At 37.0% G+C, this 18,802-nt stretch carries 23 protein-coding genes and 1 rRNA gene; 1 reads left to right on the top strand and 23 read right to left on the bottom strand.

Annotation, left to right across the window (positions count from 1 at the left end; all coding sequences use genetic code 11):
* Positions 1–5 precede the first annotated feature (5 nt).
* The 12 genes from glmU to metG form a co-directional block, all read right to left on the bottom strand.
* Positions 6–1,385 carry a bifunctional UDP-N-acetylglucosamine diphosphorylase/glucosamine-1-phosphate N-acetyltransferase GlmU gene (gene glmU, locus LJC66_RS00220; protein WP_014462060.1) on the bottom strand — a complete coding sequence of 460 codons (1,380 nt, stop codon included), beginning with the start codon at positions 1,383–1,385 and terminating at the stop codon, positions 6–8.
* A 194-nt stretch (positions 1,386–1,579) separates the two neighbouring features.
* Entirely contained in the window at positions 1,580–1,870 is a 291-nt protein-coding gene (gene spoVG, locus LJC66_RS00215; RefSeq protein WP_013054864.1) for a septation regulator SpoVG, read from the bottom strand.
* Positions 1,871–2,025: 155 nt separating this feature from the next.
* Positions 2,026–2,403 carry a RidA family protein gene (locus LJC66_RS00210; protein WP_013054863.1) on the bottom strand — a complete coding sequence of 126 codons (378 nt, stop codon included), beginning with the start codon at positions 2,401–2,403 and terminating at the stop codon, positions 2,026–2,028.
* 21 nt (positions 2,404–2,424) lie between these two features.
* Positions 2,425–3,246 carry a pur operon repressor gene (gene purR / locus LJC66_RS00205; protein ID WP_013054862.1) on the bottom strand — a complete coding sequence of 274 codons (822 nt, stop codon included), beginning with the start codon at positions 3,244–3,246 and terminating at the stop codon, positions 2,425–2,427.
* 56 nt (positions 3,247–3,302) lie between these two features.
* Positions 3,303–4,172 (bottom strand): 4-(cytidine 5'-diphospho)-2-C-methyl-D-erythritol kinase, encoded by an 870-nt coding sequence (gene ispE, locus LJC66_RS00200; protein WP_025753156.1) that lies wholly within the window; start codon positions 4,170–4,172, stop codon positions 3,303–3,305.
* Positions 4,173–4,370: 198 nt separating this feature from the next.
* Positions 4,371–4,541, bottom strand: a complete 171-nt coding sequence (locus LJC66_RS00195; RefSeq protein ID WP_013054860.1) for a small, acid-soluble spore protein, alpha/beta type — start codon at positions 4,539–4,541, stop codon at positions 4,371–4,373.
* Positions 4,542–4,735: 194 nt separating this feature from the next.
* Positions 4,736–4,969 carry a biofilm formation stimulator Veg gene (gene veg, locus LJC66_RS00190; RefSeq protein ID WP_013054859.1) on the bottom strand — a complete coding sequence of 78 codons (234 nt, stop codon included), beginning with the start codon at positions 4,967–4,969 and terminating at the stop codon, positions 4,736–4,738.
* 273 nt (positions 4,970–5,242) lie between these two features.
* The gene (yabG, locus tag LJC66_RS00185) at positions 5,243–6,115 is read right to left on the bottom strand and encodes a sporulation peptidase YabG (RefSeq protein WP_025601509.1); all 873 of its coding nucleotides are present in this window, start codon (positions 6,113–6,115) and stop codon (positions 5,243–5,245) included.
* Between the two features lie 77 nt (positions 6,116–6,192).
* Positions 6,193–7,071 (bottom strand): 16S rRNA (adenine(1518)-N(6)/adenine(1519)-N(6))-dimethyltransferase RsmA, encoded by an 879-nt coding sequence (rsmA, locus tag LJC66_RS00180; RefSeq protein WP_195695625.1) that lies wholly within the window; start codon positions 7,069–7,071, stop codon positions 6,193–6,195.
* Positions 7,065–7,628 (bottom strand): ribonuclease M5, encoded by a 564-nt coding sequence (rnmV, locus tag LJC66_RS00175; protein WP_013081337.1) that lies wholly within the window; start codon positions 7,626–7,628, stop codon positions 7,065–7,067. The genes rsmA and rnmV overlap by 7 nt, the downstream gene beginning before the upstream one ends.
* A gap of 223 nt (positions 7,629–7,851) precedes the next feature.
* Positions 7,852–8,622: a TatD family hydrolase gene (locus tag LJC66_RS00170; RefSeq protein WP_050691219.1), complete on the bottom strand. Its 771-nt coding sequence runs from the start codon at positions 8,620–8,622 to the stop codon at positions 7,852–7,854.
* Positions 8,623–8,693: 71 nt separating this feature from the next.
* Positions 8,694–10,676 (bottom strand): methionine--tRNA ligase, encoded by a 1,983-nt coding sequence (gene metG, locus LJC66_RS00165; RefSeq protein WP_230931630.1) that lies wholly within the window; start codon positions 10,674–10,676, stop codon positions 8,694–8,696.
* Positions 10,677–11,242: 566 nt separating this feature from the next.
* Between metG and LJC66_RS00160 the strand changes: the two genes are divergently transcribed.
* Positions 11,243–11,533, top strand: a complete 291-nt coding sequence (locus LJC66_RS00160) for a transition state genes transcriptional regulator AbrB (protein WP_170836841.1) — start codon at positions 11,243–11,245, stop codon at positions 11,531–11,533.
* A gap of 32 nt (positions 11,534–11,565) precedes the next feature.
* Here LJC66_RS00160 and rsmI read toward each other — a convergent pair whose 3' ends face one another.
* From rsmI to rrf, 11 genes are all read right to left on the bottom strand, one after another.
* Positions 11,566–12,438, bottom strand: a complete 873-nt coding sequence (rsmI, locus tag LJC66_RS00155; protein ID WP_016762698.1) for a 16S rRNA (cytidine(1402)-2'-O)-methyltransferase — start codon at positions 12,436–12,438, stop codon at positions 11,566–11,568.
* Entirely contained in the window at positions 12,416–12,703 is a 288-nt protein-coding gene (locus LJC66_RS00150; protein WP_013054850.1) for a GIY-YIG nuclease family protein, read from the bottom strand. The genes rsmI and LJC66_RS00150 overlap by 23 nt, the downstream gene beginning before the upstream one ends.
* Positions 12,690–13,436, bottom strand: a complete 747-nt coding sequence (locus LJC66_RS00145; RefSeq protein ID WP_013054849.1) for a tRNA1(Val) (adenine(37)-N6)-methyltransferase — start codon at positions 13,434–13,436, stop codon at positions 12,690–12,692. Before LJC66_RS00145 ends, LJC66_RS00150 begins: the two co-directional genes overlap by 14 nt.
* A 78-nt stretch (positions 13,437–13,514) precedes the next feature.
* Entirely contained in the window at positions 13,515–13,880 is a 366-nt protein-coding gene (gene yabA, locus LJC66_RS00140; RefSeq protein WP_013054848.1) for a DNA replication initiation control protein YabA, read from the bottom strand.
* 14 nt (positions 13,881–13,894) lie between these two features.
* Complete coding sequence (locus LJC66_RS00135) at positions 13,895–14,722, bottom strand: PSP1 domain-containing protein (RefSeq protein WP_028410357.1); 828 nt, start codon at positions 14,720–14,722, stop codon at positions 13,895–13,897.
* A 4-nt stretch (positions 14,723–14,726) separates the two neighbouring features.
* Positions 14,727–15,719: a DNA polymerase III subunit delta' gene (gene holB, locus LJC66_RS00130; RefSeq protein ID WP_230931629.1), complete on the bottom strand. Its 993-nt coding sequence runs from the start codon at positions 15,717–15,719 to the stop codon at positions 14,727–14,729.
* 33 nt (positions 15,720–15,752) lie between these two features.
* Positions 15,753–16,082: a cyclic-di-AMP receptor gene (locus tag LJC66_RS00125; protein WP_063248177.1), complete on the bottom strand. Its 330-nt coding sequence runs from the start codon at positions 16,080–16,082 to the stop codon at positions 15,753–15,755.
* 63 nt (positions 16,083–16,145) lie between these two features.
* Entirely contained in the window at positions 16,146–16,772 is a 627-nt protein-coding gene (gene tmk / locus LJC66_RS00120; protein ID WP_043979046.1) for a dTMP kinase, read from the bottom strand.
* A 16-nt stretch (positions 16,773–16,788) separates the two neighbouring features.
* A complete protein-coding gene (locus LJC66_RS00115) occupies positions 16,789–18,213 on the bottom strand; it encodes an aminotransferase class I/II-fold pyridoxal phosphate-dependent enzyme (RefSeq protein ID WP_230931628.1) in 1,425 nt (474 codons plus the stop codon).
* 153 nt (positions 18,214–18,366) lie between these two features.
* Positions 18,367–18,549: a sigma factor G inhibitor Gin gene (locus tag LJC66_RS00110; RefSeq protein ID WP_230931627.1), complete on the bottom strand. Its 183-nt coding sequence runs from the start codon at positions 18,547–18,549 to the stop codon at positions 18,367–18,369.
* A gap of 139 nt (positions 18,550–18,688) precedes the next feature.
* Positions 18,689–18,802, bottom strand: a 5S ribosomal RNA gene (gene rrf / locus LJC66_RS00105); the annotation flags it as partial.

Raw genomic sequence — 18,802 nt, 5'->3', positions numbered from 1 at the left:
CTCCGTCAGGATTTTTTATTAATATCAAGCTTTTCAGCATAGTTTTCTTTATTTACTTGTTTCGCACGAGCAATTGATAATGCTTTTCCTGGCACATCATCCGTTACCGTTGAACCAGCTGCAACATAGGCGCCTTCCCCAATTGTTACAGGTGCAATTAAGTTTGAGTTACATCCTACGAATGCCCCATCTTCAATCTTTGTTAAAAATTTATTTTTCCCATCGTAGTTAACTGTAATAGATCCGCACCCTAAGTTTACACCTTTTCCGACCTCTGCGTCTCCAATATAACTTAAATGAGAAGCTTTGCTACCTTTGCCAAAAGATGCTTTTTTAATTTCTACAAAGTTTCCTACGCGCACTTCATCTCCAATTAATGATTGAGGACGAATATGTGCAAATGGGCCAATTGTGACTTCGTGACCAATTTCACTATCGTGAGCAACAGAATGGCGAATAGAAGTATTATTACCTATTTTGCAGTCTTTAATTTCACTGTTAGGGCCTACTTCACAATTCTCTCCAATTACAACTGTTCCTTGAATAACCGTACCAGGATAAATAACCGTATCTCTGCCAATAACAGCATCTGCTGAAATGTACGTGTTAGAAGGATCCACAATCGTCACTCCATTTAACATATGCTGCTTGTTGATGCGCTTCTTCATTGTTTCTTCTGCTTGAGACAGAGCAAATCGATCATTAACGCCCAATGTTTCAGCAAAATCGGATGTTTGATATGCAGAAATAATTTGACCTTCATTTTTTAGAATTTCGATAACATCAGGTAAATAATACTCTCCCTGTACATTATCATTTGAAACTTTTGAAAGTGTCTCAAATAATTTCTCATTATCAAAACAATACGTACCAGTATTAATTTCCTGTACAAGACGTTCTTGTTCTGTGGCATCTTTATGCTCCACAATCTTTTCAACAGACCCTTGTTCATTTCGAATGATGCGTCCATATCCTGTTGGATCTTCTGCATGAGCTGTTAAAATAGTTGCCATTGCATTTGTTGCTTCATGATGCTTTAATAAAGATTCAATTGTTTCAGCTGTAATAAGCGGAGTATCTCCACATACAACAATTGTCGTACCTTTTTCATGTGCAAGTAAAGATTCTGCTTGCATCACTGCATGAGCTGTTCCTAACTGCTCTTCTTGTAAAGCAAATAAGCTTTTATCTCCAACATGTGATTTCACTTTTTCGGCACCGTGACCTACAACTGTAATTAAATTTGTTAAATCTAAACGTGATAACTGATCAATTACGTGTTGCACCATCGGTTTGCCACACACAGGGTGTAACACTTTATATAAAGATGACTTCATACGTGTACCCTGACCAGCTGCCAATATGACTGCATATCTTTTTGACATAACAGGCCTCCAATTTTACCTTTTTATCCATTAAGAATATTATATCAAAAATGACAGCATTTCAAGGAATCATTTATAAGTCATGAATTTTATTTTTTGGTAATGCTAAAGTTTTACAAAGGTGTGAAATTATATAAGTGGTAATCAAAAAGAAAAGAGCCTACTTTTCAGTAGACTCTTAATGTATCATATGTTTACGAAGCACCCGCTTCTTCGAATTCAACTTCTACCTCACCTAAACGATGATATTCTGCTAAAACAGCATCTTGAATCTTTCCGCGAGTATTTGAATTGATTGGATGTGCAATATCACGGAACTCACCATCCGGTGTACGTTTACTTGGCATGGCTACAAATAAGCCATTATTACCATCAATCACACGAATATCATGAACAACAAATTCACCATCTAATGTGATTGAAGCAATCGCTCTCATACGTCCTTCAGTGTTCACGCGGCGTAATCTTACGTCAGTTACTTCCATCTTGTTCACCACCTTTTTCTATGCGAAGCTTTACATACTTAATTCCACAGAATTTTGTGTTTTCCTGCTATTCAGAAAAAATTTTTAGAAAATTTTCGCAAAAAAAGTGAACAATTGGAAGTTACTTGCTTTTTGTTAGAAATTTGTTAATTTGATTACCCTTTAACGAGCGCAATAACTTCAATTTCAACAAGTACATCTTTAGGTAGTCTCGCTACTTCTACACATGAACGTGCCGGCTTATGGTCCCCGAAGTAGTCGCCATAGACTTCATTTAACGCTGCGAAGTCGTTCATATCTTTAATGAATACGGTTGCCTTTACAACTGTATTTAGAGAAGCTCCAGCTTCTTCAAGAACTGCTTTTAGATTTTCAAATACCTGAGTAGCTTGTACTTGAACATCTCCTTCGACCAACGTACCATCTGGACGAAGTGGAATTTGACCTGAACTGTAAAACAAGTTATTCACAACAATTCCCTGTGAATATGGACCAATAGCTTGCGGTGCATTTTTTGTTTGAACCTGTAACATATGTTCCTCTCCCTTACTTGATCAAATATATTTTAAGTAATTGCCTTCTTGTACACGAATTTGTTTATCTTTGATATTTACATCTGTTAATTGTACAAGGGACACATACTCATCCACTAAACGTTCTTCAATATCTTCTGATTCTACTAAAACTCCAATACCAGCAACAGTTGCATCGAACTCTTCAAGCAAGCTAACCATTCCATTTACAGTGCCGCCAGCTTTCATGAAATCATCAATGATGAGTACATTTGACCCCACCGCTAAACTTCTTTTAGCTAACAGCATCGTTTGAATGCGCTTAGATGAACCCGATACGTAGTTAATACTAACGGTAGATCCTTCAGTTACTTTACTGTCTCTGCGCACAATAACAACGGGCACATCTAAATACTGAGCAACCGCATACGCAATAGGAATACCTTTTGTTGCTACAGTCATCACCACATCGATTTTGCGGTTAGCAAAAAGCGACGCATACAAGCGACCGATTTTATTCACAACGCGGGGGTTCCCTAAAATATCAGTTAAATATAAATATCCACCTGGCAATAAACGCTCAGGTTTTTCAATCAACCCACATAATTCTTGAACAAGCTGACCGGCTTCTTCATTCGTCATCTTTGGAATGAATTTAACTCCGCCGGCAGCCCCTGGTAGCGTAACCAAAGTTCCGATACCCTGCTGTTCAAAAGTTTGTTTAATAATCGCCATATCTTCGCTAATAGATGATTTTGCGGAATCATATTTATCTGCAAAATACGTAAGAGGGATAAGGCGCTGAGGGTTTTGAATGAAATAGTTGGTCATATCAATTAATCGTCCACTACGTCGAAACTTCATAACATCCTCCTGAAAATCCGAATATTGTAATGTAAATATAACATTAACATACGGATTTATTCAAGCGTTATTCGTTCACCTAGTAGCCTAACTGCATAAACTTTATCACAAAAGCCACGTAATCCATTATAAATGCGGTGCATACGTGAATCATGCTGTACAAGTCCGAATACAGTTGGCCCACTGCCGCTCATGAGCACAGCATCGGCGCCAAAACGCTTTATTTGTTCTTTAATGAGAGCTACTTCCGGATGCATTTTCAGCGTTACTGCTTCCAATACATTTCCGACAAGGCTACACATTTCATCATAATTTCCTGATTGTATGGCGTGAACCATCTCATCTACTTTAGGATGATCCATCTCTTCAATTTTTAAGTTTCGATATACATCTGCTGTAGAAACACCTATTTCAGGCTTAGCCAAAATCACCCAGCAGCTTGGAGGTGCCTCAATATGCTCTACAATCTCTCCGCGCCCTGTAGCAAGAGCTGTCCCTCCGTACACGCAAAAAGATACGTCAGAGCCAATCTCAGCCCCTATTTCTGCAAGTGTGTCTAATGATAACCCTAATTCCCATAACGTATTTAAACCGCGTAATGTAGCAGCCGCGTCACTGCTGCCTCCAGCTAATCCAGCAGCTACTGGAATATGTTTATCAATTAATATATTTACACCTTTTGAAATGTTATAACGTCGCTTCAAAATCTGCGCTGCCTGATAAGCGAGATTTCGCTGGTCATCTGGAACAAAGCGATTATGAGAATAAATAACAATTCGTCCATCTTCACGGTCAGAAAGTTCAATTCTGTCCGCTAAATCAATTGTTGTCATAATCATCTTAACTTCATGGTAACCATCTGGACGTTTATGTAACACATCAAGTGACAAATTTATTTTAGCCGGTGCTTTCACCATTAATTTCAACTTACTTCACCTACTTCATCTTATCGAGTTTAACGCTATTTTATCATAAAATGAACAAGATATAGCTGTTCATTTAAACATCTTTGTTTAATCCTCTTTTTTATCTTTCATTTTGGGACAAAAAAACCGAAGCGGTTATACACTTCGGTTTTCCTCATTTCACTTTAAATAATCGTATAAGCATTGATTTTCACTATGCTATTGCTTTAGCTGCTGCTGTGCAAGCTCTACAGCTCGCTTCACCATATTGCCTGCGTCTTTTGCCCGAATAGCGCCCCAGCCTTCTGCTTGTACAGTATCGTAAAAACCAAGTTCTTTAGCCAGTTCTTCTTTCAGCTTCGATGACATAATCCCTCTACGCCTTGACATTGCACATGGCTCCTTTACGTATAAAATGAAATTTCAACCTGAATCTCCTCGCTCTTTTACATAAGAAACGCGAGGACGATATGTATAGTATGTATAAAAAATATTGCATATATAATTTGAAAAAAAGACCAATAAAAAAGCAGTAAACCAATGTCCACTGCTCATCACCACTTGCTATATTGCCTATGTCATTCTTAGAAAAATTTTAGTTGCACTGTTTCCGTTAACACATCTGCGTAACTATACGAAACGCGCTCCAAAGAGTTTTCCTCTTGATCTAATTCAACGATAAAAACAGATGGGTACGTTTCTGTTAATACACCTGAACGTTCTACTGTTTTTCTACGACCACCGTTTGCTTTTAAAGTTAATCGTTGGCCTAGGTGCAAATCCAGCGCTTGCTTAATATCAGACAAAGTTTTCGCCATATTGGTCCACCTCACTATGTATAGTGTAACACATGTTAGAAAAATAGTCAAAAACATAAAATTATAACAATCTATCTCTAATTGTGTCAATAAATAATTTTCAACATGAATCTACATTTCGCTGTTAGTATGCTCGTTTTTCAACGAAATATGTATATCTTTAGCAAATATTGAAAATGATTTTGTGTAATTAAGCGTATACTTTGGCTTCATACGAAAAAACAACTGGTTGCACATCATGCGTGTACATGCTGTAACCAGTTGTTTTTATTTCTACTCATCGCTTTCATAAGGCATGCCCGTGCGAAGCAGCCCTTTTGTTTCTACTCCTCCTAAACCTTTAGCACCCGTTAATGTATTACGTAAGACGTCCCATACATTAATACGATCCGTGAAAGGAGTAAAACTTAGTTTTGCTACTACATACACAGGGTCAAGAGCATGAATATTTACACGTGAAGGTGAACTAGCAAAGTTTGCTCCAGCTTGAATCAATAATTCAAAATGCGATTGACAGGCACCTGCAAAGATCACCAGCTGATCTAAATTACCAACTCTTTTTCTTGCTTCTTGGACTGTTTGAATATAGTGCTTGGAATGTCTATAAGCAAGGAGATCATCTTTATTTCCTTTTCCTTTGGAATAGGCATCATGACCTGTCAGCACTAGAATATCAGGTCTTACATCCTCAATTAGCTTTCCAACCTTCTCCGGCATTTCTGACTCAACGCAATGAACACCATAAACAGGAACACCAATTTTTTCGTAAACCAACAAACATTTACGTAAATAATTAGGGTCTCCGTCTACGTGCAGGACCTTTCCTGGAATTTGAAATAAGCGATGTGAATGGCTGTATCCATTTGTCATGCTATATTCAGTTTTCTCTCGAACGAGCCGATAATCCTGTTGAATAAGCTCCAAGGATCTTTCTAAAAGTTCTTCTTCTTGTTTTTTTCTTTGATCCTGTTCTTTAGCATCCACAACCTCTAGATCTGTACAAGGAGCGTCGGCAATCAACCGAACGTCTTCTCCTATTAAAGTCGCATATTTCCCCGCTTCGCTGTCATTAATAGCTATAACACGAAAAAGCAAATCTCTTTGATAAGAAGGTCGTGTAACTATATCACCAATTTTGATGTTCATATGCTTCACTCCGTCTTTGCTACTTCAAAAATAAATTCTCTTCATAGCCTATGACTTCATGATAAAAATGTGATAATTTAGCGAAATGATTTTAAAAGTTGATCACTTAACTTTCCAAATTCTTGAATAGATAACGTTTCGCCTCTTCGTTTCGGATCAATTTCAGCAGTTGAAAGTGCTTGCTCAATGTCCGCTTTTTTCTGCTTCCCATTTGGTAAGTTGTTCACTAGATTGTTTAAAATTGTTTTTCGACGCTGTCCGAAACTTGCTCGTACAACTTGAAAGAAGAATTCTTCATCTTGTACTTCTACCGCTGGCTTCGGTCTTCTTAACAATCGAATAACAGCTGAGTCTACATTAGGCTGCGGATTAAACACTGTTTTAGGCACAATCATAACCGTCTCAGCCTCTGTATAGTATTGAATCGCAATAGAAAGTGAACCGTACTCTTTTGTTCCCGGTTTAGCTGCTATACGGTCAGCAACTTCTTTTTGAAGCATAACGACGATTCCACGTACCGGAATTTGCTCTTCTAATAATTTCATCAAAATGGGTGTCGTCACGTAATACGGTAAATTCGCAACGACCATTAAATCTTCTATGTTTTCGAATTCTTGTTCGAGCGTCTCTTTTAAATCCGCTTTTAACACATCTTGATGAATAACTTTTGCATTTGGGTAAGGAGAAAGCGTATCAGCTAAAATCGGAAGCAGACGCTGATCGATTTCAAATGCCAGTACTTTTTTTGCGCGCTTTGCTAGCTGTTCAGTTAAGGCCCCGATACCAGGTCCAATTTCAATAGCTCCCGTTTCTTCTGTTATTTCCGCATGATCAACAATACGATGTAAAATGTTTGTATCAATTAAAAAATTTTGTCCCAAACTCTTTTTAAATGTAAAACCGTATTTCTTTAAAATTTCCTTGGTTCGATTAGGCGTTGCAATATCTTTTAACACGATCCCTTTTCCTCCTTATTTATCTGCTCAACAGCTCTGATAAAGTCCTCTTTTGAAATCTGGAACATCTGTAAGCGTTTATGGAGCTGCTTTCCGTTGGCATAGCCAATTTTTAATAACTTTCCTATTCTTTCACGTCGAGATTTGGCTTTACTATCTCCTATCAAACGAGCTACGATTAAATCCTCTTGAGAAATCTCCATAGCTGCCCCCATCCACTCTTGCTTCACATCTTTTAGTGCTTTTTGAATAGACGCAATAGAAGCATGTTCAACTCCAATGCCTTTGCCATTTTTAGGGCGAGCCTCTTCTTTATCTAAGAATGCATGTTTACATCCTGGAACACGTTCTGAAACAATATTTCGAATTCGCTGTCCCGGATAATCTGGATCTGTAAAAATAATCACGCCTCTTGTTTTTTGAGCTAATTTTACTTTTTCAATGGTTTCTTCATTTACAGCTGATCCATTTGTCTCGATGGTATCCGCATCCACTGCACGTTTAATCGCTACAGTGTCATCTCGGCCTTCTACTACAATAATTTCTTTAATCTTCATTGCTTCCTCCAAAACATTCAGTTTTGTTCATTTGCTTTTCAGTAAAAATGAAATGCTCGTTACGCACATCATTTTTCTGCTATGAAATCAACGTTTTATCTTATTATCAACTAAATTAAAAAGCATTTACCTGTTATTTTAACTGAAAAAGGCAGAGGATAACATTCTCCTCTGCGCCTACCTTTACTTTAACACGAAAATGATTGTTATATGAGAAAAAGTTTTAATCATTAATGCCAAATAGCTTTTTGGCGTTAGCTGTTGTAATCTCGGCCAATTCTTCATACGTTATCCCTTTTAACTCTGCAATTTGCTCTGCTACGTATGAAACATAACCAGGTTCATTGCGCTTGCCGCGGAATGGATGAGGAGTTAAATAAGGACAGTCTGTTTCAATTAATAGTTTATCTAAAGGAAGCTCTGTAGCAACTTCTTTTGGTTTTTTCGCATTTTTAAAAGTAACAGGTCCACCAAAAGAAATATACATATTCATATCCATACACTGCTTCGCTACTTCAATACTGCCCGTGAAGCAATGCATAATTCCGCCTACTTCTTCTACGTGCTCTTCTTTTAAAATGGTTACCACGTCTTCCGTTGCATCACGATTATGAATAATGATAGGTAAATTCACTTTGCGAGCTAAGCGAATTTGACGGCGAAATACGTCCTTTTGAACCTCTTTAGGTGATTTATCCCAATGGTAGTCTAATCCCATTTCCCCTAAAGCAACAACTTTCGGATGCTGAGCTAACTCTTCAATCCAAGCTAAGTGCTCATCCGTCATATCAATTGCATCTACTGGATGCCATCCTACACTAGCATAGATAAAGTCATACGTTTCAGCTATTTGAATAGCCTTTTTGATGGTAGGTTCATCGAATCCCACAACTACCATGTTTTGAACACCTTTTTCTAACGCACGATTAATTACTTCTTGCAAATCATCTTCATACTGTTCTGCGTTTAAATGAACATGTGTATCAAATAACATCTAATCGATCCTTTCCATGAATAAAAGGGGGTCCTCGCATGTTACACGTGAAACGCCCCTTTTGCCTATACTTATTTTATCTTCGTGCCATTTGCTAAGTTTTGATCTACGCTTGCTAGGGAAAGACCATTCTCATCTTCACCCGCTAAAATCATTCCTTGTGATAGTTCACCGCGCAGTTTCACAGGTTTTAAGTTGGTTACACAAATTACTTTTCGACCTACTAATTCTTCAGGCTTATAAAACTTGGCAATCCCTGATACAACCTGGCGTTTTTCATAGCCAAGATCAAGCTGAAGCTTTAATAGTTTATCTGCCTTTTTAACTGTTTCTACTTGCGTAACTTGCGCTACACGAAGCTCTACTTTCATGAAATCATCAATTGTAATCTCTTCAGAAGACTCTTCCTTCACAACAGGTTTTTCGTCTTTTGGAGCACTTCCTTGCATCTGCTCTTTAATAAACGCTACCTCTTCTTCTCGATCTAGACGAGGGAACATTGGCTCACCTTTTTCTACTTTTGTGCCTTCTTTAAGCATATTAAAACGCGTCGTGCTTTCCCACGTTTTTAATACATCTTCTTTTACACCAATCTGAGCGAAAATTTTCTCAGGTGTACGTGTTAAGAATGGCTGCAGCAATACCGCAATGTGACGAATTGATTCAGCTAGATGTGTCATAACAGAAGCAAGTTCTGCACGCTTATTCTCATCTTTTGCTAACGCCCAAGGCTGCGTTTCATCAATGTATTTATTCGTGCGGCTTACATATTGCCAGATAGAAGCAAGAGCCACTGAAAACTCCATATCTTCCATCGCTTCTTCATATTTATTCACTGTATCTTTTTGTGCTTGGACGATAAGTGCATCAAACTCTGTTACATTGCCTTCATAAGTCGGAATAACACCATCAAAATACTTATTAATCATCGCCACTGTACGATTAATTAGGTTGCCAAGGTCATTTGCTAAGTCAAAGTTAATACGTTCAACAAACGCTTCTGGTGTGAATACACCGTCTGAACCGAATGGAACTTCACGAAGTAAGTAGTAACGAAGGGCATCTAGTCCATAGCGGTCAATCAATGTCACTGGGTCTACTACATTCCCTTTTGACTTCGACATCTTTCCATCTTTCATTAATAACCAGCCGTGAGCAAATACTTTCTTAGGAAGTGGCAAATCAAGTGCCATCAACATGATTGGCCAATAAATAGTATGGAAACGTACGATTTCTTTTCCTACTAAATGTACATTGGCTGGCCAATATTTCCGATAGTTTTCATAGTTCTCTGTACCATACCCAAGAGAGGTGATATAGTTAGAAAGCGCATCAATCCATACGTAAATAACGTGTTTTGGGTTACCTGGAACTTTTACCCCCCAATCAAACGTCGTACGAGAAACAGCTAAGTCTTCAAGGCCAGGCTTAATAAAATTATTGATCATTTCGTTTTTACGGGACTCTGGTTGAATAAATGAAGGGTTTTCTTCATAAAAAGCTAGTAAACGATCTACGTATTTCCCCATTTTAAAGAAATAGGACTCTTCTCGAACGAGCTCTACAGGGTGTCCGCTATCCGGGCTTTTTCCGCCTACAACTTTTCCATTTTCAACGATTGGATCTACTAGTTGATGCTCTGTATAGTACGTCTCATCGGGAACTGAATACCAACCTTCATACTCATCAAGATAAATATCACCTTGTTCTAAAAGGCGCGCGAAAATCTTTTCCACGATTTCTTTATGTCTGGATTCTGTTGTACGGATAAAATCATCATACGAAATATCCATCTTATCCCACAGTTCTTTGATTCCAGATACAATATCATCTACGTATTGCTGAGGTGTCACGTTTTTCTCTTCTGCTTTTCGCTGAATTTTTTGACCATGTTCATCTGTACCTGTTAAATAACGTACGTCAAACCCTCTCAAACGTTTATAACGAGCCATTGCATCTCCTGCTACTGTCGTGTATGCATGCCCTATATGTAATTTACCACTCGGATAATAAATCGGCGTAGTAATATAAAATGTATTATTTCCATCTGCCATGTTCATAACCTCCAACATTCCATTTCAACATTTTGATTTATATGTACGTAATCATATAAACCCTGTCTTCTTATTCTACTATCTATCATACTATTTTACATGATAATTTCAAAACATTCTCTTCCTATATACAAGGGAATATGACGGATTCACTTCATTTTTAAATAATCGTTATTTTCCCAAAAAATAATCCTGTTAATTGTATCAGCTTCGCCCTATTTTTATATAAAATATACCCTCATTCAAAAAGTCACTTTGATGAAAACGACAAATAGCTCTAATTTTGTCGTTTTATGTCGAATTATATTTACCCTATCTTCAAAATAGTTAATATCAAGCTATTTAGACAATTAATCTTTTTTCCAATGAAACCCCTTGTCATTCCTTGACTGACGGTCACAATTAGCTTGTAAACAAGTCGAGAAAAAATTTTTTTACCAGCTACATTTTTTTACATATAAAATGATTGACTAGTTTTGGAAACGCTGGTATTATGAAAGTACGTTGAAATTGTCGAATAATGACGAAAGTAATAACATAGAAAAATGATTACTGAGAGGAGAACGATTAACATGAAATCTACAGGTATTGTTCGTAAAGTTGATGAATTAGGACGCGTAGTAATTCCAATTGAATTACGTCGTACATTAGGAATTGCAGAGAAAGATGCTCTAGAAATCTATGTAGATGAAGAGCGCATCATCTTAAAAAAATACAAACCAAACATGACTTGCCAAGTAACAGGTGAAGTATCTGATGATAACATTCAACTTGCTAGCGGCAAATTAATTCTAAGCCGTGAAGGTGCAGAACAAATTATGAAAGAACTTCAAGATTCTTTACAAGCTTCTAAATAAAACGAAAAGCTGTCTATGATAGACAGCTTTTTTTAATGTACGTGATATTCACTATAAATGTCTCGCTTTGACACATCTCGGTCTTTTGCCACTTGCTTAATAGCTTCTTTGTTTGAAAGCCCTTCTTCTACATAGTGATCAACATGCTCGATAATGGTGAGCTGTTCCCACCATAGATTACTTTCATCTGGTGCTTCTTCATTTGTCCCTTCAAGAATTAAGCAGAATTCGCCTCTAATATCTGTGGCATTTGTCCATTCAATTGCTTCTAATACGCTTCCTCTCAAAAATTCTTCATAGCGTTTTGTTAACTCTCTACATAACACAATAGATCGGTTCCCTAAAATTTCTTCTATACTCTTTAGCGTTTCTTTTAGTCGATGAGGGGCTTCATAAAATATCATGCTTTCCTTAATATACTGAAGCTCTTGAAGCTGTTCTTTACGTTGCTTTTTGTTTCTGTTTAAAAATCCATAAAAATAAAACTGCCCCGTAGGTAAACCAGAAGCAATTAAAGCTGTTAATGCTGCGTTGGGCCCCGGCAGCGGAACAACCGTATATCCTTCTTTAACGGCAGCTACCACTAACTCATAACCAGGATCTGAAATACAAGGCATACCCGCATCGCTTACTAAAGCAATATTTTTTTCACTGTCTAAGTCGCTTAACAGCTGTTCACTTTTTGTATGTTTATTATGTTCATGATAACTTGTAATAGGCGTATCGATTTCAAAGTGGTTACATAGTTTTTTCGTTTGTCTCGTATCTTCTGCGGCAATATAATCAACTTCTTTTAAAATCCGAATCGCACGAAACGTCATATCCTCTAAGTTTCCAATAGGAGTGGGAACTAAATATAAAACGCCTCGTTCATTCGATACATCATAACTTTTTTGTGATTTCATTCTGCTTTTCTTGCTCCCTTCGAATGTAAGCCTGTTTTTGCACTCTGCTTAACTGTTTGAACCAATATTCTTTTTGCATAGCTTCTGTTTTAGAAGTAAATACCTCATGCCAAATTAATGAAACAGGCCTTCTTGCTCTCGTATATTTTGCCCCTTTTCCTTCATTATGGACAGAAATACGTTTTTGCAAATTATTCGTGTAACCAGCATAATACGTACAGTCCTTACATTCAACTACGTAAAAATAATGATTATTTTGTTCCATATAAAATCCTTTTTAATTCGTCCGTGTATTCATCATTATCTTGGTAGACCACCAGCGGAGGAAGAATCTTTAAATCTGGACTTCCATCCTTCGTACCTTCAATTAAAAGTGTATTTGCTTCTTTCCCATCTTTAGGATAGACAAACTGAAGTCTCTTTGGCTCTAAACGGTACTGCCTCATTAACGTAACGATATCTAACAGTCTTCCTGGACGGTGAACTAATGCCACTTTTCCGCCTTGCTTCACTAGTTGACTGCTGGCTCTAATCACATCTTCCAACGAACAATGAATTTCGTGGCGAGCGATTGCAAAGTGTTCGTTTTCATTTATCTCTTCTTTATTGGATGTGGTGAAATAAGGAGGATTACATGTTACAACATCATATTTTCCATAACCCAGTTCTTGAGGCGCATTTTTTAAATCACCATGTATCATTTTAATCTGCCCATCGAGCTGATTATACGCAATACTTCTTTGCGCCATACTATGTAGCCGCTCTTGAATTTCTACACCAATAATTTTTCCCTTTGTTCGTTTAGATAAAAACAGTGGGATTACACCGTTTCCTGAACATAAATCAACCAAGTTACCTTTACGAATTGGGACATAAGCAAAGTGAGATAAAAGCACAGCATCCAATGAAAAGGAAAAGACAGACGGACTTTGAATAATGCGCATCTCCTCATCGGCTAATAGATAATCTAAACGTTCATCTCCATATAACTCAACCATAGTCGTTCTTCTCCTTGTACATCTATTATTTACATCTTTTACTCATAAAAAGAACCTCTCCAAAAGGGAGAGGTGTTGTTACTTTTTATTTAAAAATGACAAGCAAAACAAACAGTCTCCATCTTTACGCACACTTCCATAATGAATGTTACAAATATGAAAACCCTCTTGGTAAAGGCGAGCCAAATTGTCATATCCTTCTCCGATATCAATTTGTTTTTGCTCTTTTGTTTGAGCGCTTGCTTTTGAATGTCTATTTTTCAGCTTCGTTTCGAAGTTTGTCTGGTCAAGGCGACGGCGCAAATGATCATTTTCTATTTGCAGGTGATGATTTTCTTCAATTAGCTCAGCAAGATGCTCTTTCAACTCACCTAACTGCTTATATAAATGACCAATTTGTTCCTCCATGTTTGTCACCGAATCAAAAATCTCTTTTTTATCCACCTTTGCCCACCTCGTTAATCTGTGGCTTGAAACGAAACAGCACCTTCATTATTGATCTCATCCAGAGTATACTCTAAAATTTGTTCGTGATCTGACAGTTCCACTTGAATAATTCTTTCCAAAATATTCAAACCCACTACACGTCCTGAACCATCTGAAGTTTTAATTGTTGAGCCTATATCAGGAAGCTGTTCTTTTGCCGTTTCATACTCATCATTTTCATATTTTAAACAACACATCAAACGTCCGCATAAACCAGAAATTTTCGTTGGATTAAGCGATAGGTTTTGGTCTTTGGCCATCTTAATAGAAACCGGCTCAAAATCGCCTAAAAACGTTGAGCAACATAGCATACGGCCACAAGGACCTATCCCGCCCAACAGTTTTGCCTCGTCTCGTACACCGATTTGACGAAGCTCAATTCGCGTACGGAAAATAGCAGCTAAATCTTTAACTAACTCTCTAAAATCAATACGGCCGTCTGCTGTAAAATAAAAAATGACTTTATTACGATCAAACGTATATTCTACATCTACTAACTTCATATCTAAATCGTGTGATTGAATTTTTTGCACGCATACGTCATACGCTTCTCTAGCAGCTTGTTTATTTTCATCCACAATCAGCCTGTCTTTTTGTTCGGCAATGCGGATTACTTTTTTCAAAGGAAGTACGACATCGTTTTCACTTACTTGCTTTTTATTAATAACCACTCTGCCAAATTCAACACCACGAACTGTTTCTACAATAACAAACTCACCATCTGGAATTGTAAGTTCTCCAGGGTCAAAATAATATATTTTTCCCGCTTTTTTAAAGCGAACGCCTACTACATCATACAAGCTTTTATCCCTCCTGCAAATCCAACACCAGCTGTTCCATTAATAACTGTAGATTCATATTTGAATTTAATTTATTTTTGGCCTTCAAGATAACCTCTAAGCGATAAATCGCTTTTTCCTGCGTTGTCTGAAGAGCTTGCTGTTTTAATTCTTCTATTTTATGACGATAGACGATTTTAGACTCTTGTCCAACTTGCAGCGTCAACAAATCACGATAAAGAAGCATCAATAAAGTTAAACCAATATGTGCTTGTTCTTTTTCTTTAAAATGTGTTACCCACTTTTCATGAATAAAAAGAAGAGCTTGTTGAGGTCTCGTTGTTAACACTTCATATAATTGTATCACTAACTTTATTGCAAGTCCAAACCATTCATCTTTACTTAATTCAATTGCTTCATCAATGCTGTTTGTTAAATTAGACAAGATGGACGCATCTACTGCGGAAAGGCCATTTTCTACTAGTTTTTCAGCTAACTGTTCTGGTGTAAGAGATCGAAATGATATTACTTGGCAACGTGAGATAATCGTATCTAATAAGCGCTGTATATTTTCTGTTAATAAAACTGCATAAGTTCCGTTGCCAGGCTCTTCTAAAAATTTCAGTAAACTATTTGCTGCGCTTACTGTCATTTTATCAACATGATTCACAATATATAACTTTTTATTAGATTCAACACCGGTTTTTGTGAATTCTGATTGCAAAAATTGAATTTGCTCTTTTTTAATCGATAAACCAGCTGGCTCAATCAAGTGAATATCTGGATGATTACCTGAATCAATTCGCCGGCAGTTACTGCACTCATGGCATGGCCTATGATTAACTGGATTTTGGCAAAACAGCGCTTTAGCAAACAAAAAACTAATTTGTTTTTTACCTGTTCCTTTGCTTCCTTCAAATAAATAAGCATGAGCAACTCGCTCTTTAAGTAAGCTGTTTTGTAAAATCTTTAATACGTTCGGCTGAAGAGCTTCAAGCTGTTCCCATGTATTTCTCATTCAATCATCACTTTCTATTTAAAATCTTCTCTCTTAAAATTGATGAAATTGATCTACTGGTAGTACGAATACTGTAGCTCCGCCCACTTCAACTTCAACAGGATACGGAATGTATGAATCTGCATTACCACCCATCGGTGCCACAGGAGAAATCATCTGTCTGCGGTTTTCACATTGGCCCTTAATAATATCAAGTGCTTCATCTACTTTATGATCATCTGTACCAATCATAATTGTTGTATTCCCTGATTTTAAAAATCCGCCCGTACTTGATAATTTGGTTGAACGAAACCCTCTTTCTACAAGTGCATTTAAAAGCTTTGAGCTATCTGAATCTTGAATAACGGCCATTACTAATTTCATGAATAACACCTCATTTTACTTTTTTGTTAAGAATAGTATAGCAAGAATAACGATCATCTGTATTTATTTTAAAATCAATTTTATTTGTTTATAAGCTTCTTCACAGACTTTTTCAACGGATTGATTTGCATCAATTCGTCGAATACGCTCTGGAAATTCACTCAAAAGAGATAAATATCCATCTCGTACTTTGTAATGAAAGTCTAAGGATTCTAAATCTAATCGATTAATCTCATCTTTTCGACCTTTATTAATTCTTTCTAACCCTACCTCAGGCTCAATATCAAAATATAAAGTGGCCTGTGGCATCGTTTGCTCAATAGCAAATTGATTGATAGCAAAAATATCTTCTACGCCTATACCCCGCGCATTTCCTTGATAAGCAAGTGAGCTATCAATAAAACGGTCGCATAATACTATATTCCCTTTATTTAGCTCAGGAATCACTTTTTCTACAAGATGTTGTCTTCTAGCCGCAGCATAAAGAAGTGCTTCGGTTCTGGCATCCATTTCCGTATTAGATGGATTTAAGATGATTTCACGAATTTGTTCAGCAATTCGTATGCCTCCAGGCTCTCTTGTTAATACAATGGTATAGCCCTCTTGTATTAATTTTTGTTGAACCATATGGATGATCGTCGTCTTACCAGCACCTTCTGGCCCTTCGAATGTAATAAACGTTCCTGACATGTATAAATTCCTTTCTCTATTTAAATACTTCTATCTTTCCTTCTTCCATACAAGAGCCGCCCTGAATATGACCATTTAACCTTTGAATATGCAAAATATAGTCAATATGATTGCTCGTAATCGTTTCTCCCTCCATTAAAATAGGAATTCCAGGAGGATATGGAATAACAGATTGTGCGCTTACACGCCCAATCGCTTCTTCAAACGAACACATATGCTTTGATCTTAGTTTTCTTTCTTCCACAGGCAGGAGAACCGTTGCTCTTGAAAAACGAAATGGTTTGATTAGTGGTTTTTCATATGACTTACGCTGTATATTCTCTACTGCTTGTCTAACCCGCTTAATTGTATCATTAAAATCCCAACTGCTGCTTAAAGGTAGCACAAACAATACATAGTTAACATCAGCTAGTTCTGTATAAATATCTTGCTTTTCCAGTTCCTTTTGCAAATGATATCCTGTTGCAGCCGAACAAGTCAACGTCATTTTCAAAAGGTCGGTAACAGTTTGATCTGTTTCCACATCAATAGTTGAAAGTGTATCAATCTCATTAATCTTTTCAACAAACGAATGAATATTGTCAGTCATTCTATCAATATCATGCTGAGTAAACTGCTGCAGATAATACCTTGCTAAATCGAGAGAAGCCATAATAGGGTATGAGGGACTGCTTGACTGCAGTACTTGTAGGTAATGCCGAACGCTTTGCTTATTTATCAACGTCCCCTGCATATGTAAATAAGAACCCATAGTCATAGCTGGCAGCGTTTTATGTGCTGACTGAACAACAAGATCCGCTCCATACGTAACAGCTGACGACGGAAAAGGATTACCTAAAATAAAGTGGGCTCCATGAGCTTCATCAATAATTATAGGAATATTGTAGCCATGAATAAAATCAATGATCTTCTTTAAATCTCGCGCTACCCCGTAGTAAGTAGGATTTGTTAATACAAATGCTTTTATATCCTGAGAACCCTCTAAAGCTGCTTTAATTGTTTTAATGGATACACCTGTACTAAGATGTGTTTTTGAATCTATTTCAGGAGCTAAAAAAATAGGCGATGCCTTTGATAAAGCAATAGCATTAAAAATAGATTTATGAGAATCTCTTTGAACAGCAATTTTATCTCCTTCTTGACAAAGAGATAAAATTGCGGCGAGATTGCCTACAGTAGAACCATTAACTAAAAAAAAGCTTTCATCTACTCCATACAACTTTGCCGTTAACTCTTGTGCTTCTTTAATAACAGATTCTGCTTCATGTAAATCATCTAATCCGCTAATTTCTGTTAGATCGTATTGCAAAAAGTCTGCGTAAGAAGACTGAATATGTGAAGGTAGAATTTGACCATTTTTGTGGCCGGGCACGTGATAAGAGAGTGACCTTTTTTCGCTGTGCCTTACTAAACGGTTATATAAAGGTAAATATGTATCCATACATCCATTCCTTACTTTTTGTAAATATAACATTGTTAACTTGATAAAAGAATATGTAAGTATTTTTCCTATCAAAATTCATTTTTCTTTCATTATAACAAACTTAGTTGATTTTTTTGAGCCATATAAAGAAGCCCTTATAAAAAAGGGCTTTTAGTAAGAAAACGCTCCTGATATTCTCTTTAATTGATCTACTAACAATTGATAACGAAAATGAGATGAATCCACCTCTACAATCTCTACCTCGCAGTGTTGGCATATAAAGCTGGAAAACACCTCAATACCCTGTGTATGCTGTTCATGACAAACGGAACATGTCTTAATTTGTTTTTCCATTACTCTCCACCTCCACTAATTAAGTATCGACAAGATGTAACTTCTTTATGCAGTTCATTTACCCCATTTTATGTAGATAGCTTATACTCTGTGAATAATAAAAAAAGGACTAGCTAAAATAGCTAATCCTTTTTCAGGTGCCTGGCAACGTCCTACTCTCACAGGGACAAAGTCCCAACTACCATTGGCGCTAAAGAGCTTAACTTCCGTGTTCGGTATGGGAACGGGTGTGACCTCTTCGCTATCGCCACCA

The sequence above is a fragment of the Priestia sp. TSO9 genome (assembly GCF_021029645.1).
In the GTDB taxonomy this organism is placed as follows: domain Bacteria; phylum Bacillota; class Bacilli; order Bacillales; family Bacillaceae_H; genus Priestia; species Priestia megaterium_E.
This window is presented reverse-complemented; position numbering and strand designations above follow the sequence as displayed.